Below are 14677 nucleotides of genomic sequence, written 5' to 3' on the forward strand. Positions count from 1 at the left end.
GGCAGCTTTAAGCCCCTGCTACTACTTGTTATTGACGAACTGCTCGCCCAACTCAATATCTTTGTGCAATACATCAAGCATGCTTTCTAGCGCTTGCTGTTCAAACGCACTCAGTTTGCCAATGTCTTTACGTTCAGCAACACCCTCTTTACCTAACAGGATTGGCTGAGCAAAGAAACGGGCATATTTACCGTCGCCTTCAACGTAAGAACATTCAACAACATTGCTTTCGCCTTGCAGAGCACGAACCAGAGAAAGACCAAAACGTGCCGCAGCCTGCCCCATCGATAGAGTCGCTGACCCGCCACCGGCTTTTGCTTCAACAACTTCAGTACCCGCATTCTGGATACGTTTAGTCAGGTCAGCCACTTCTTGCTCGGTAAAGCTAATGCCTGGAATTTGTGACAACAATGGCAAAATGGTAACACCAGAGTGGCCACCGATAACCGGCACTTCGATATCTTGAGGTTGCTTACCTTTCAGTTCAGCAACAAAGGTATTAGAGCGAATGGTATCCAGTGTCGTAATGCCAAATAATTTATTCTTGTCGTAAACACCGGCTTTTTTCAGTACCTCTGCGGCGATCGCTACTGTCGTGTTAACTGGGTTGGTAATGATACCGATTAATGCTTTCGGGCAAGTACGCGCGATTTGCTCAACCAGATTACGGACGATGCCAGCATTAACATTGAACAGATCTGAACGATCCATGCCTGGTTTACGTGCAACACCCGCAGAAATCAGAACAATATCGGCCCCTTTAAGGGCTGGGGTAGCATCTTCGCCGCTGAAGCCTTTAATATTAACAGCGGTCGGGATATGGCTCAGATCAACCGCAACACCGGGAGTCACTGGCGCGATATCATATAATGAGAGGTCTGAACCTGAAGGAAGCTGGGTCTTGAGTAGAAGAGCGAGGGCCTGGCCGATACCACCAGCGGCACCGAGAACTGCAACTTTCATCCTATACTCCTTTTTATATTTAATTTAAATTTGCCGTGAATTCATCTATTTAGGCACCTTAATTTATTGTGATTTTAAACACAATCTATTAACAGTCAGATTGAGATATCACGCATCAAAAAGGCGCATAAGACGTATGCATTTTAGAGTAAATCGCTTATTCATTAATGATATAGCGCACATTATTCTAAAATTTACTGAAGTATTCATGACAGGTTAATCGGCGGTTACATTACACCCTTCCGTTACATCAGAACAACATCATTTTAATAACATTTTAGTTACTCACGCCGAATGTTGATAAAAACTGATTTAGCATAATCGTAACAGTAAGATGATATGAAAATTTCACCACACCTTGATATCAGTGCTTTTATCACCAATACTCCATAGTCATGTTGAATAAAAATTCATTTATATGCATAATAATCCTATTCACTATTGACTGATCAAGGCATAGAAAATGCGTAATCCCGCAAAACAAGAAGATCTTATCAAAGCGTTTAAAGCGTTATTGAAAGAAGAGAAATTCAGTTCTCAAGGTGAGATCGTTTTGGCCTTGCAGGAAGAAGGCTTCGAAAATATCAACCAATCCAAAGTTTCACGTATGCTAACCAAATTCGGTGCGGTTAGAACGCGTAATGCCAAAATGGAGATGGTTTACTGCTTACCCGCAGAATTGGGGGTGCCAACAACCAGTAGCCCACTAAAAAATCTGGTCTTGGATGTCGATTATAATGATTCAGTCGTTGTGATTAATACCAGCCCTGGTGCGGCACAGCTGATCGCCCGCCTGCTGGATTCATTAGGTAAGGCTGAAGGGATCTTAGGCAGTATTGCTGGTGACGATACCATTTTCACAACGCCTGCCAGAGGTTTTACGGTTAAACAACTGCATGAAGCCATTCTTGGGCTATTCGAACAAGAGCTTTAATTCCACATCTTTATGTCTGATGTATATAGATGCGGCCTTCTGCGCCGCACTGTATCCCTGTCACCGTTATCCGATTAATCATACCTTCATAGCCTTTAACCAGGGCATATAACTACTGATTTCGGTCTAAGCCACAAAATAATTCTGCTTATATCTCCCTTACAGTCAAACCTACCACTGACTAACGCACTTTTAGTCAAAAACGCTTATTCAATTGAAAACATTAAGTTTTTACTTGAGCGTGCTGTTTTTTAATCACTTTTTATTCCTTTTAGTTCTTAAAAAGTAGTCACTAACGATAAAGTGACCTTAAATATTATTAGCTTGCTATTAATATTCTCAGTTACTAGATGTATACTCATTTTCGTGACGTAAATCACACTTCACGCGAAGTGATAAAGAATAAATAGAGGCAATAACATGAATATTAAAACTACCATCGCAACCGCCAGCATTCTCTCTGTACTGTCATTTGGTGTTTTTGCAGCAGATTCTATCAATGAGAATCAGGCTGCAAAATTACAACCAATGGGCACCATTACCGTCAGTGGCCTTAACGGCGCACCATCCGATATTCGTCAGGCGCTGTCTGATAAAGCTGATGCTATGGGCGCTAAAGCTTACAAAGTGATCGAAGTGCGAGAAGAAAATAACTGGCATGCCACTGCCAAGATTTACCAGTAATTCGCGATAGATAGATCAAAAATGGCGTGAAGCCCAAATTGAAAAAAATTAAATAAACAGTAAAAACAATAAACTAAAAGTACCAGAATCATTAAAAGTACTTTTGGATTGTTGAATCTGATTAAGGAAAAATCATGAAAATCAAAACTACTCTGGCAGCCCTGAGTTTACTTTCTGTTGTTGCTTTCGGCGCATCTGCTGCGGAATCAATCAATGCCGCCCAAGCAAGCAAAATGACTGATTTAGGCGCAGTCAGTGTGAGCGCGATTACCGGTGCTCCTTCTGATATTGAGCAGGCCATCGCGAAAAAAGCTGATAGTGAAGGCGCTACGGCATACAAAATCATTGGTATGCATCAAGACAATGGTTGGCACGCCACAGCTAAGATTTACAAATAAGATTAAGCGCCAGCAGTGAAAGTAAATGCCCCGCTCAGAGGGGCATACTTTCGTATCTTGATGATTTATTCAATAGACTGAAAATAAAGATAAATACTAATTTTTAGCTTATTGAATAGAGTATTGATTGCAACAAGGTATTGGCTGAAGTCAGCCCACATCCGAATAATCCCTCGTCTATCCGACGAACCCTTTACCCCCGCTATCGCGGGGGCTTTTTTTATCCGACTTAATCCTGCGATAGAGCTTCTTGCTCCGCTTTTTTATCCAAAGCGCTCAGCAATTTGTTATGAATCCCACCAAAACCACCGTTACTCATCACTAGAATGTGATCACCCGGTTGTGCTGTTTTCACGATCATATCGACTAACGCATCAATATCAGCACTCCAATGTGCAGGCTGAATACAAGCTTCGGCCACTTCCACTACCTGCCAAGGGATATGCTGCGGCTGGAACAGGAACACTTCATCCGCACGGCCTAATGAAGGTGCTAACTCATTTTTACATAGCCCTAATTTCATGGTGTTAGAACGTGGCTCTAAAACAGCCAAAATACGCGCAGTCCCACCCACTTTACTGCGCAGTGCCGCCAGAGTGGCAAGAATAGCGGTTGGATGGTGAGCAAAATCATCATAAACCGTGACACCATGAGCTTCACCCCGCAATTCCAGCCGGCGACGAGCATTAATAAAATCACCCAGTGCCTTGCAAGCATCGGCGGGTAAAACCCCCACATGACGGGCGGCAGCGATCGCCATCAAACCGTTATGCATATTGTGTTCACCCACCAGTGACCAGCTGACCTCACCCACTAATTTATTATCAAGAAACACTTCATAAACACTGGCATCGGTTGATACTTTGCGCGCCGACCAACTGCCAGTTTCGCCGACCAACTCTTGCTCACTCCAGCAGCCCATCGCCATCACTTGCTTCAGGTGATTATCATTATCCGGCACGATGATTTTGCCTTTCCCTGGCACTAAACGTACCAGATGATGGAATTGCTTCTGGATAGCTTTCAGATCGTCAAAAATATCCGCATGATCGAACTCAAGGTTATTCATAACCAGCGTTCTTGGGCTGTAGTGAACAAACTTAGAGCGCTTATCAAAGAAGGCGCAATCATATTCATCAGCTTCAATGACAAAGAATGGGCTATTACCTAAACGTGCTGATACATCAAAATTACCCGGCACTCCGCCAATGACGAATCCCGGTTCATAACCACAGGCTTCCAGAATCCAGGTCACCATGCCCGCAGTGGTGGTTTTTCCGTGTGTACCCGCCACCGCTAATACCCAGCGCTCTGGCAATACATGGTCATGTAACCATTGTGGGCCGGAAACATAAGGGATGCCTTGCTCTAATACTGCTTCAACACAAGGGTTACCACGGCTCATGGCATTACCAATGATCACTAAATCCGGGGTGGGACTCAGTTGAGCTGGGTCATATCCCTGAATTAAATCGATCCCTTGATTCTCCAGCAACGTGCTCATTGGTGGATACACGTTAGCATCCGCTCCTGTCACTTCATGACCTAATGAGCGGGCCAGCATTGCCAGGCCGCCCATAAAAGTGCCGCAGATACCTAATATGTGAATGCGCATAAATTTTCCGTATTAATAAGCTTCGAGTTTGTAACCATTCTACCGCTCAGAATCAAAGAGAAGAAATGGAATTGCCTATGAATCATTCTCACCTTTGGGCTACACTGCTGCCATCAGGTGTGTTGTTTGTTAATAAATCGATATTTAACCGTAGATCCAGGGATTGAGTCATGAAAACGTTAGGCGAATTCATCGTTGAGAAACAGCTAGACTTCTCTCACGCCACCGGCGAATTAACTGCATTACTTTCAGCAATCAAACTCGGCGCGAAGATTATTCATCGCGATATCAACAAAGCAGGTCTGGTTGATATTTTAGGTGCCAGCGGTGTTTCCAATATTCAGGGCGAAGACCAGATGAAACTGGACTTGTTTGCCAATGAAAAATTAAAAGCGGCCCTAAAAGCGCGTGGCGAAGTTGCCGGTATCGCCTCCGAAGAAGAAGATGATATTGTTATCTTTGATGGTGGCCGGGCAGAAAATGCCAAATATGTCGTTCTGATGGATCCGCTGGATGGTTCTTCAAATATCGATGTGAATGTATCCGTCGGTACTATTTTCTCCATCTATCGCCGCATTACCCCATTTGGTACTCCGATTACCGAAGCTGACTTCCTGCAACCTGGCACTAAACAAGTTGCCGCAGGTTATGTCGTCTACGGTTCTTCAACCATGCTGGTCTATACCACAGGTTACGGTGTCCATACTTTCACTTATGATCCGTCGCTGGGCGTTTTCTGTTTATCCGGCGAAAAAGTGCGTTATCCCGCAACCGGTTGCATGTATTCCATCAACGAAGGGAACTACATTAAATTCCCATTGGGTGTGAAGAAATACATCAAGTACTGCCAGGAACAAGATGAAGCCACCCAGCGCCCGTATACCTCACGCTACATTGGTTCACTGGTTGCCGACTTCCATCGTAACTTATTGAAAGGCGGTATTTATATTTACCCAAGCACCGCTAGCCACCCACAAGGGAAACTGCGTTTACTGTACGAATGCAACCCTATGGCCTTCTTGGCAGAACAAGCCGGTGGTAAGGCGACGGATGGGGTGAACCGCATTTTGGATATCGTGCCAGAGAAACTGCATCAGCGCGCACCTTTCTTTGTCGGTACCAAATCCATGGTGGAAGATGCGGAAGGTTTTATTGCCAAATTCCCGGATGAAGAAGCCAAGTAATTTGGGTAAATACAGTTAAAAAAGAGAGCAGCGGCCCCTAAGCCGCTGCTTTTTTATGCTCCAACCGCCAACTCATGATTGTGCAATTTAAACACTGCCATACTGGCTGACAATGCATTGGCTTGCTCTTCTAATGATCGCGTCGCCGCGGCGGCCTGTTCAACCAATGCGGCGTTCTGCTGGGCAACCTGATCCATTTGCGCAATAGCTACATTCACTTGCTCAATACCGCTACTTTGTTCATAACTTGCGGCTGAGATCTCACGCATCAATGCCGTTACCCGGCTAACTTCATCAGCGATCTCATGCATGGTTTTCCCTGCCGATTCGGCCATGTCTGCGCCCTCCTTCACCCGACTTTGCGACTCAACAATCAGATCTTTGATCTCTTTCGCCGACTGCGCACTGCGTTGTGCCAGATTACGTACCTCACCCGCGACCACAGCAAAACCACGCCCCTGTTCACCGGCTCTGGCGGCCTCAACCGCAGCGTTAAGTGCCAGAATATTAGTCTGAAACGCAATACCATCAATTACGGCAATAATATCGGAGATACGGCGCGAACTGGTGGTAATTGCCTGCATCTTATCAACCACATGACTCACGGCCTCACTGCCCTTATTGGCAATATCCGATACACTCATCGCCAAACGATTAGCCTGATCCGAGTTTTCAGCATTCATTTTTACGGTTGAGGTCAACTGCTCCATGCTGGCCGCAGTCTGTTCCAAAGAAGACGCCGACTCCTCTGTACGTTCAGCCAAATGACTGTTACCGGCAGCTAATTCCCGCGAGCCAATACCAATCTGCCCACCCACATCCCGTACATTACTCACTGACGCCACCAGCGATTGCTGCATCGTCTGTAACGCCTTTGCCAATCGGGCCAATTCAGTGTTGCCCTCACTATTGATACTGTGAGTTAAATCACCAGCAGCTATATATTCCAACTGATGAATTGATTGCACCAACGGCTGCAAAATAATGTATTTGAGCGCAAACCATGCCAGTACCGCAGAGATCAACGTGATCACCCCAGCAGCTACAATGATCGTCAGTTTAATTTTGGCGGCATTATTTGCATTGGCGATTTGCAATTGACCAGCATCCAGTGCATAGCTGCGAAAGGCAGTGACATCATTGTTAAAGGCTTTACTAATGTCGGTAATACTCTTTTCCAATACAGCGTAATACTCGTCAGCATATCCCGCCTTGATCGCGGTCAACATCGGTATTACGCCCTTATCAATATAATTTTTATAACTTTTCTGGATATTTATCGCCAATCCCTGCCCGTCTCCCCGGTCAGATACCGCACTGACAAAACGTGCCATCTCTTTTTGCGATAATGCCAGTGAACCTTCAGCCTGTTTTGCCGTTTGTAACGATTCCTCAATCAGACCAATTTCTAACTGATGGATCGCCAGAGCTGCTTCAGTTCTGGCGCTTAACGTGGCATTAAAGCTATTAGATAGAGATCCCAGTTCCTCCCCCTGGATTTGATTTATGATTTGCAACGAGCGCGAACTTTCCTGAATTGAATTAATCCCGATAACACTGACAACTAATAAAATCAACGACATAAAGCTTAGCTGGGCAATAAGCCCATTCTTAATGGTAATCTTTTTTAACATCGGTTTTTTTCCGGTTATGTGCAAATGGTTAAGATTACAAAGCGTTAGCATTACAGCGGACGGTCTTATTGTTTGATTAAGTTATCGGCTATACAGATGTCAGCTTGAACTCTCACCGGAAAAACAGCTCAAAATAGATACATTTAGCGAATGACGGGATTTTATCTCACTGAAATGGCCCTCACTCAGGCAATCTCACCGCTATCTGACAGTGAAAAGGGCGGGAATTCACAAAAGAGTTGGCTATAATAGCCAGCACTCCATTTCTGGTTTGATAAAAGGAAACCGACATGAGCTTGAACCAAGTACCCGCAGGTAAAGACCTGCCAGAAGATATCTATGTAGTGATCGAAATCCCTGCGAATGCGGATCCGATCAAATATGAAATCGATAAAGAGACTGGCTCGCTGTTTGTAGACCGCTTCATGTCTACTGCCATGTTCTATCCATGTAACTATGGTTATATCAACAACACCCTGTCATTAGATGGCGACCCGGTTGATGTGCTAGTGCCAACACCGTATCCGTTGCAACCAGGTTCCGTGATTCGTTGCCGTCCGGTTGGCGTGTTAAAAATGACTGACGAAGCGGGCGAAGATGCCAAGCTGGTTGCGGTTCCACACAGCAAACTGACCAAAGAATACGACCACGTTAAAGATGTAAATGATCTGCCAGAACTGCTGAAAGCTCAGATCAAACATTTCTTTGAACATTACAAAGACTTGGAAACAGGCAAGTGGGTGAAAGTGGATGGTTGGGAAGACGCCGCCGCAGCTAAAGCCGAGATCCTGGCCTCTTTCGAACGTGCGAAGAAGTAATTTCCCGTTTCGCATGCCAAAAAGCGCCTCTTGAGGATGCTTTAAGCGCGAAAAGTAAAAACACCGCCTTGTGAGCGGTGTTTTTTTTTGCTAATAACAGCTTAATTTTACGGCTTGTCGCTCTCTTCATGGCGTTTTAGCCAATCGCCACTGTAGATACGTGGCACACCTTCGAGCGGTAAGCGATAAAGGTATATCCACGCGCTACCATAAGGCGTCTGAATCAGCTCGCGCCGGTAATCCTTAGTATTACTTTTAAGTTCATCTAACTCATTCATAATAGATGAGTTAATCCGATAAACCTCACAATGCACAGTGCCGTCTCCGGGGATAACCGCCGGATAATGACCTAAGTTGTACATATCAAAGCCTGCAAGGTCATGTTCACCCAACCACTGGGCGTCCGTCATCCAATGACTATTACCTTGCTTGCGCCGTAAACTACCGTAGACAATAATTCGCATGGTTAGAACTCAAACTGATAAAGCACATCTAATGCCTGATCAATACCAGACACCGCTTCCAGATACAACCTTGGCATCAATCGATAACGTAATGTTAACGTCGCCAGCGAGTCAAATATACCCACACCGTATTTTACTTGCAGATCTTTAGTGACATAACCACTTACCACGACTTGTGAGCTATCACCGACTCCCTGCGTATCCAGTGCCAGGTTACTGACACCAAATGCCTCGCCGATTTTACCCACAAGTTTACCGCTCTGCGCAACCCCCATGCCAATAAGCATTGAGGTCATCATGCCACTGTCGGCCCCCGAATTACTCAACCCCTGACCACGCAACAGGTATGATAACGCCTCCTGCTGTGACATAGCCGGATCCGAGAATACTTCTAGCCGTGGAGCATCAGCCATCCCGGTAACCCGCACACCAGCAGTAACACCGTCTGCCGTAGCATCTGGATTTCGTATCGCTTCAATATTGAGTAGCGGCTGATCCGGCGGGCCGGAGAACAGCAATATCCCTTTATTGACGATTAAATCCTGACCATAAGCACGGAAGCTACCCGACGGAATATTAATTTGCCCGTTCAAGCCCAACCCGCGCTGATCCTGGATCATTTTCAAATTACCTTGCAAACGGGCTTTCAAACCAAATGCATTCAGACGCACATCATTACCTACCCGAATCACCAGATTACTGTTGATTGGAATACTGGCCGTCCGTGGGGAGATAGGTTTCAGATCGTTATTGAGCATCACTTCATCTGATGAGACACCCACCGCATTTTCCGGCACTTCCTGCACCGTTATCCGCGCCCATGGAATATCGACCGAACCATTGAGGGTGAATAACTGCGGTGTCGCTTCAAAAACAATGTCCGGTGAAACATCAATCCGCACCATCGGTGGAACCGTGACCCGTAACTTATTGCCTTTTGCGGCGATTCGGGCACGCCAGGCATTGATATCACGCCAATCGGCATCACCGGAGAGATTGAGCTGCCCTTGAGAAGTCCGAATTAACCCCTCCAACGTTGAGGTCATACCGTCGAAGTTCATCACCAGACGCCCTTCGGTAATATCAAATGGCATCCAGCTACCATCAACATCGACATTATCCAGCGCCAAACGACCAAAGACTAGCGGGCTCTTCGCATTCCCCCCTAAACGCAGATTGGCGTTTAATGTACCAGCGGCTTTTTCACCATCACTCAGTATCGGGTTAATCATTGCCAAAGAAATATTACTGATAGCAATATTACCGGACAAATTGCGCCGCCCTTGTGGATCAGCAACCTGTACCTGCCCGGAGAACTGGCCGTTATTCACCAGTTTAATCAACCAATCAGCCCGCACTTGCCCATTGGTTAGGCCACCATTGAGATTCAGCGTTTCAAAAGCAATCGGTAGCGGGTTCCCTTGCACCATTTGCTGCACTTTAACCCCATTGCCACTGAGCGATACCCGTACATCTGGCAGGTTACCACCGGCCGTCCAACTGACATCGGCCCGGCCAGTGAACACGCCACTCATGGTGGTATCCGGCCCAAGGAATGGTTTTATCATCGCTAAATCAAAGCGATTAAGCACCACACTCGCCTGCCCACTAGGGCCAGCTTCAATGGCCCGAGGAACACAAAGTTCTGCATTTGGGTTAAGCCAACAGTGGGGTCCGATGGTGACCCGCTGTTGGCTATTTTGGTAATCCAATGCCATCGCACGGCTTAAACGCCATTCACCTACCGGCGTATCGAAACGCGTGTTATTAAGCGAACCGCGCCAACGTTGTTGTTGGCGATCGAAGCTCCCATCCAGCGCCAACTGACCGGAAACGGGTTCCCCTTGTATATTCAGGCGCACCTGATGCTGTTTTTCGCTACCCCGGGCATCTAGCGTCAATAAACTTACAACCAACTCCGCTTGCTTGAGTTGCTCAACCCTAACGGCCAATTGACCCTGAATCTGATCCGTGGAGCGAACGTCGCCATCAATCTTAACCCGGTTAATGGTCAGTTCCTGCCATTGCAGGCGGCTGGCGGTGAGGTCCACTAACAGTTGTGGTGCTGTAAGGTTGCCGCGCAATTTCAGCGCCCCTTTCATCACGCCTCCCAATCCCGGTAACGCACCATCAAGTTGTGGCGCATCCACAGTGGCATCGAGCTGCCAGGTGTCACTAAGGTTACCTCTCACATCTAGCCTATTACGGCCCAATGCCAGATTAATGCCCGGAATATGCCACTGGCCTGCCGCATTCCCTGTCAGGGAGCCACGGGCCGTCACACGGTTTTGTTTCACATTCCCGTCCAGTACCAGCTCCGGTACTTGTAATTGCCAACTACCACCGTGGATACTGCCACGGGTGACAATTCTACCATCCAGTTTTGCTGGCCACTCCGGCCACTGCTTCGCAGTGTTAATACCCGATAAGGTTAATACCGAGTTCCAACTGATTGCTTTACTCCAATCCACTACGCCAGTCAGGTCAGTGTTACCTTGCAATGCCGCCAGACGTAAACGGGTCAGATTGAATTGCTCAACACTCCCTTTACCGTCAAGAGTGAACACTGCCGGTGGCAGGTCAGTGCCTTTAAAATCAGAACGGATCGAGAGTGCGTAATCTGTCGCCTGCCCATTGAGGCGCATTCGAAGATTATCAATTTGATATTGCGGTTCGCCACTCAACGGCCAACGCAGTTGCTTGCTTTGTAGAGTTAACGCCAGTGGCAAACCAGCCTGTGCCAGCGCAGTTTCTGCATCCAGTTGCGCGCTCACCGGGCCTGACAGATTGAGTGCCACGTTGAGTTTTTCGCGCAGCGCACCACCGACAGTTAATTTTACTTTTTCGCCTTTCAACGGCTCAATGTTCAGCGCACTATTGATGACCATACTCACTGGCCACTTATCGGCCAGCGTGGCGTCACCCTGTGCTGACAGCCCACCCTGTGGCGATTTAATCTCCAGCTTATCCAGTGTTATTTGGTTTTGTTGCGTGCTGGCTTGCAGCAAAAGACTACTGATAAGTACGTCGGTATCACCTGTAAGCCGGAGTTGTTGCCCTGAGATCTCTTTAATCTGTAAATCCAGCGGCAAGCGGAAGTCCGGCAATTCTGGCAGTAACGGTTTAGCAAACAGCGCTTTTAACGTTTCACCTAGCGGAGCTTCCTGCTCTGATGGCGCGGCTGCCTGTTGCTCAACCGCTTCTTTTACCGCGATAGCCGTTTCAACCGCAGGTTTAGCCGCATCCGGCACCATCGCTGGCACCGTTTTTGGTAAAGCTATCAATAACCCACTGATTTTGGTCGGCATTAGTGCCAGTGCGCGCTGTTGCCAATGTGCTCCAGTGCGGAATTCATCCAGTGAAATCGCGGTGTCATCAATAGTGACTTTGACATTATTCAGCGACAGCATACGCAATGTAATGGGGTACGGAGTACTAAGTTCCCCCATCGGTTCACTACTGGCAGGAGCAGGGGCCGCAGGCGGCATGGCGTTGGTATCCACCACCACATCAATATCTTGTGCCGTCAGGGCATTAATGCACAACTCACTGCGTTTTAGACAAGAGAGCTGTAATGAAAGATGGAACTGCCCTGCTTTAACAGTGACACCCGGCATTTGATATTGAATGCCTTTTAAGGTGAGGTCACGCCACCCCCCACTGACACTGGCGATATCCAGCCCGGGAACCCAACGTGCGGCGCTGTTTATCACAAAATGTAGACCACTGGTGGTGCCTAACAAACCCGCCAAAGCCCCGACCAGCAGCAGGATAATGAGCAGAAATGCGATACTGAGTCTCTTTATCCACCTCCCTCCCTTTACCAACATCATAGTTCAGGCCCCAAACCGATATAAAATTGCACGCCACGTGCTTCGTTGTCACCAATAGGTTTGGCGATGTCTAGCTTGATCGGACCGACCGGAGAAGCCCAACGGACCCCAACCCCGGCGCCAGTTTTGAAATCGCTCTTGCGAATATCGTTAACCGCTTCACCCGAATCGACGAATACAGCCCCCCACCATCTTCCGGTAACGTTATATTGATACTCAAGCGTACCGGTTGCCAGTTTAGAGGCACCGGTTAATTTACCTTCGCTATCGCGTGGGGAAATATCACGGAATTTATAGCCACGAATACTGCGATCCCCACCGGCGAAGAAGCGCAGTGACGGCGGTACCCGGTCGAAATCATTGGTTTCAATCCAGCCTAAGTTACCCCGAACGACAAAACGGTTCTTCTCACCCAAAGTACGAATCCACACGTTTTGCGCCTGGAATATGGCGAAATCGACATCTGACCCCCATGTGGTATCAGACACATCAATAGAATAATTCTGACTATCCCCCCACACCGGCATAGCGCCGCCGCGCTGACGGGTACGGCTGATGTTCACCCCCGGATACAGCAACATGGTGGTATCGGTGACACTACCTTGAGTAAAGTGATCCAAACTCCAACGCAGGTTAACTGAACGTTTCCAACCACTGGACAGATCCCAGAAACGGGCAACGTTCAGGGTGGTGGTGTCAGATTTTGTATCATTCAGATCGGTGCGTTTGAACCCACCCTGTAGCAGGTAATACTGTTCCAGCGGGTTTTTTAACAGTGGGATTCGATAGCTGAAATCCAGCGTCTGTTCGGGCGCGGAAAGTGTAGTACTGGTGGTTAGACTATGCCCGTAGGAGTTCATCCACGGCTTACGCCAACTGGCCGTCAGACGTGGACCGACATCGGTCGCATAACCGCCCCCCAATTCAACCGTATTTTCAGTACGTGGAGTGACGACCGCATCCAGTGGCAGGACTTTGGTTTTTCTCGCGTCGCGAAAATCCGGTGAAACCACCACCGAGTTAAACCAGTTAGTCGCAGCCAGACGGCGGTTCAATTCGGCCAGTTCATCAGAGGTATAAAACTCACCTTCATGAAAGGGCACCAAATTTTGCAGAAAATCTTCACGGATTTGCGAGCCTTGGAAGGCAACTTTACCAAACCGGTAGCGCTCGCCACTGTCAAAATCAATATCCCAAAAAGCTTTGCGCAACTCAGCGGCAACGCCCAACTGGCTTTTGATCATATTGGCGTCAAAATAACCACGGCGTAACGCTAAGCCCGTCAGTGAACTTTTGAAATTATCAAAATCACCATGATTGAGGACTGAGCCAATTTTAGGGGTATCGCGGCGTACCAGTGATAGATAATCAGGATCAGTTTTCGCCCCACCTTGCAGCACAATATCAACACCAGCAATCAAAACCGGTTCACCAGGAATCACTTTGGCAATTAAAACGGAACGTGCAGGTGCCGGGCGCGGCTGCAAATCAAAGGTGATGGTGGGGTCGTAATAACCTAACGCGCGTAGCCCCTGACGAATGGCGTCATCCACCCTTGAGCGGAAACGGCCATCGGACGTCACTTCATCCGTACCAATTGTTGATAAACGCGCCCTGACGTTTCTCTCTAAATCCCCGCTAAGACCTTCGACCTGCAACCGCACATTGGCAGCGTAGGCAAGAGGTGTGGCGAGCAATACGCACAAAAAACACAAAATAGGGTATCGTGGCACGCGTACTCCTAATTAATTTTATACCTGCCATCTTCCAAATTGCAGGTGTATTGGCAACTCTCATTACTCGACCTGACCTCTGCAAGCAGCATTTAAATCTGCTCCCAGCAGATTTGTCATCCGAATCACTTACCCTATAAGCTCATCAGGGTGCTCTCCCTTGCCGCTTTACCGCATCTTGAAACCTATTGGGTATATTTTCCTGTAAAAACGATCTGACGGACTTTTTATCACTTACGCAATCATTCCGCACTTAAAGACCGATTTAAGCCTGTTATCCCTAAAACTCCACCTTAAGCCGATACATTAACGCAGAATGGCTCTTATTGTGTGCAAACTCGCAATCAGATACAACTGTCTATACCTATTCACTGTAAACATCTTGTTATTAATTTACTGTAAACTTCAAATTCACTG

General features: G+C 47.3%; 11 protein-coding genes. 5 read left to right on the forward strand and 6 right to left on the reverse strand.

What is annotated here, in order from left to right:
• Window positions 1-21 precede the first annotated feature (21 nt).
• Window positions 22-963 (reverse strand): malate dehydrogenase, encoded by a 942-nt coding sequence (mdh, locus tag V1952_RS00765; RefSeq protein WP_083160927.1) that lies wholly within the window; start codon window positions 961-963, stop codon window positions 22-24.
• Between the two features lie 463 nt (window positions 964-1426).
• Here mdh and argR point away from each other — a divergent pair, with 463 nt between their 5' ends.
• From argR to V1952_RS00780, 3 genes are all read left to right on the forward strand, one after another.
• On the forward strand, window positions 1427-1897 hold the full coding sequence (gene argR, locus V1952_RS00770) for a transcriptional regulator ArgR (RefSeq protein WP_004707043.1): 471 nt from the start codon (window positions 1427-1429) through the stop codon (window positions 1895-1897).
• A 420-nt stretch (window positions 1898-2317) separates the two neighbouring features.
• Entirely contained in the window at window positions 2318-2581 is a 264-nt protein-coding gene (gene yhcN / locus V1952_RS00775) for a peroxide/acid stress response protein YhcN (RefSeq protein ID WP_372557838.1), read from the forward strand.
• Between the two features lie 134 nt (window positions 2582-2715).
• Window positions 2716-2979 carry a YdgH/BhsA/McbA-like domain containing protein gene (locus V1952_RS00780; protein WP_083160931.1) on the forward strand — a complete coding sequence of 88 codons (264 nt, stop codon included), beginning with the start codon at window positions 2716-2718 and terminating at the stop codon, window positions 2977-2979.
• Window positions 2980-3208: 229 nt separating this feature from the next.
• Here the strand turns inward: V1952_RS00780 and mpl are convergent, their stop codons facing one another.
• Window positions 3209-4594 (reverse strand): UDP-N-acetylmuramate:L-alanyl-gamma-D-glutamyl-meso-diaminopimelate ligase, encoded by a 1386-nt coding sequence (gene mpl / locus V1952_RS00785; protein ID WP_372557837.1) that lies wholly within the window; start codon window positions 4592-4594, stop codon window positions 3209-3211.
• A gap of 170 nt (window positions 4595-4764) precedes the next feature.
• On the opposite strand from mpl, the gene fbp reads away from it, so the two are divergent.
• Entirely contained in the window at window positions 4765-5778 is a 1014-nt protein-coding gene (gene fbp / locus V1952_RS00790; protein ID WP_004875434.1) for a class 1 fructose-bisphosphatase, read from the forward strand.
• A gap of 53 nt (window positions 5779-5831) precedes the next feature.
• Here fbp and V1952_RS00795 read toward each other — a convergent pair whose 3' ends face one another.
• Window positions 5832-7412 (reverse strand): methyl-accepting chemotaxis protein, encoded by a 1581-nt coding sequence (locus V1952_RS00795; RefSeq protein ID WP_420070715.1) that lies wholly within the window; start codon window positions 7410-7412, stop codon window positions 5832-5834.
• A 290-nt stretch (window positions 7413-7702) separates the two neighbouring features.
• Between V1952_RS00795 and ppa the strand changes: the two genes are divergently transcribed.
• Window positions 7703-8230, forward strand: coding sequence for an inorganic diphosphatase (gene ppa / locus V1952_RS00800; RefSeq protein ID WP_083160937.1), 528 nt, complete (start codon window positions 7703-7705; stop codon window positions 8228-8230).
• Window positions 8231-8337: 107 nt separating this feature from the next.
• On the opposite strand, the gene V1952_RS00805 is transcribed toward ppa, so the two are convergent.
• Genes V1952_RS00805 through tamA form a run of 3 tightly spaced genes read right to left on the reverse strand, consistent with a single transcriptional unit; the run spans window position 8338 to window position 14260 of the window.
• Complete coding sequence (locus tag V1952_RS00805) at window positions 8338-8694, reverse strand: gamma-glutamylcyclotransferase family protein (RefSeq protein WP_372557835.1); 357 nt, start codon at window positions 8692-8694, stop codon at window positions 8338-8340.
• Between the two features lie 2 nt (window positions 8695-8696).
• Entirely contained in the window at window positions 8697-12524 is a 3828-nt protein-coding gene (tamB, locus tag V1952_RS00810; protein ID WP_420074211.1) for an autotransporter assembly complex protein TamB, read from the reverse strand.
• Window positions 12524-14260: an autotransporter assembly complex protein TamA gene (gene tamA / locus V1952_RS00815; protein WP_102970484.1), complete on the reverse strand. Its 1737-nt coding sequence runs from the start codon at window positions 14258-14260 to the stop codon at window positions 12524-12526. The genes tamB and tamA overlap by 1 nt, the downstream gene beginning before the upstream one ends.
• Window positions 14261-14677: the final 417 nt, after the last annotated feature.

The organism is Yersinia sp. 2542 StPb PI (assembly GCF_048593855.1).
GTDB lineage: Bacteria > Pseudomonadota > Gammaproteobacteria > Enterobacterales > Enterobacteriaceae > Yersinia > Yersinia enterocolitica_E.

Coding starts and splice junctions, on each gene's coding strand:
- mdh (WP_083160927.1), bottom strand. CDS start 963: ATGAAAGTTGCAGTTCTCGGTGCCGCTGGTGGTATCGGCCAGGCCCTC.
- argR (WP_004707043.1), top strand. CDS start 1,427: ATGCGTAATCCCGCAAAACAAGAAGATCTTATCAAAGCGTTTAAAGCG.
- yhcN (WP_372557838.1), top strand. CDS start 2,318: ATGAATATTAAAACTACCATCGCAACCGCCAGCATTCTCTCTGTACTG.
- V1952_RS00780 (WP_083160931.1), top strand. CDS start 2,716: ATGAAAATCAAAACTACTCTGGCAGCCCTGAGTTTACTTTCTGTTGTT.
- mpl (WP_372557837.1), bottom strand. CDS start 4,594: ATGCGCATTCACATATTAGGTATCTGCGGCACTTTTATGGGCGGCCTG.
- fbp (WP_004875434.1), top strand. CDS start 4,765: ATGAAAACGTTAGGCGAATTCATCGTTGAGAAACAGCTAGACTTCTCT.
- V1952_RS00795 (WP_420070715.1), bottom strand. CDS start 7,412: ATGTTAAAAAAGATTACCATTAAGAATGGGCTTATTGCCCAGCTAAGC.
- ppa (WP_083160937.1), top strand. CDS start 7,703: ATGAGCTTGAACCAAGTACCCGCAGGTAAAGACCTGCCAGAAGATATC.
- V1952_RS00805 (WP_372557835.1), bottom strand. CDS start 8,694: ATGCGAATTATTGTCTACGGTAGTTTACGGCGCAAGCAAGGTAATAGT.
- tamB (WP_420074211.1), bottom strand. CDS start 12,524: ATGTTGGTAAAGGGAGGGAGGTGGATAAAGAGACTCAGTATCGCATTT.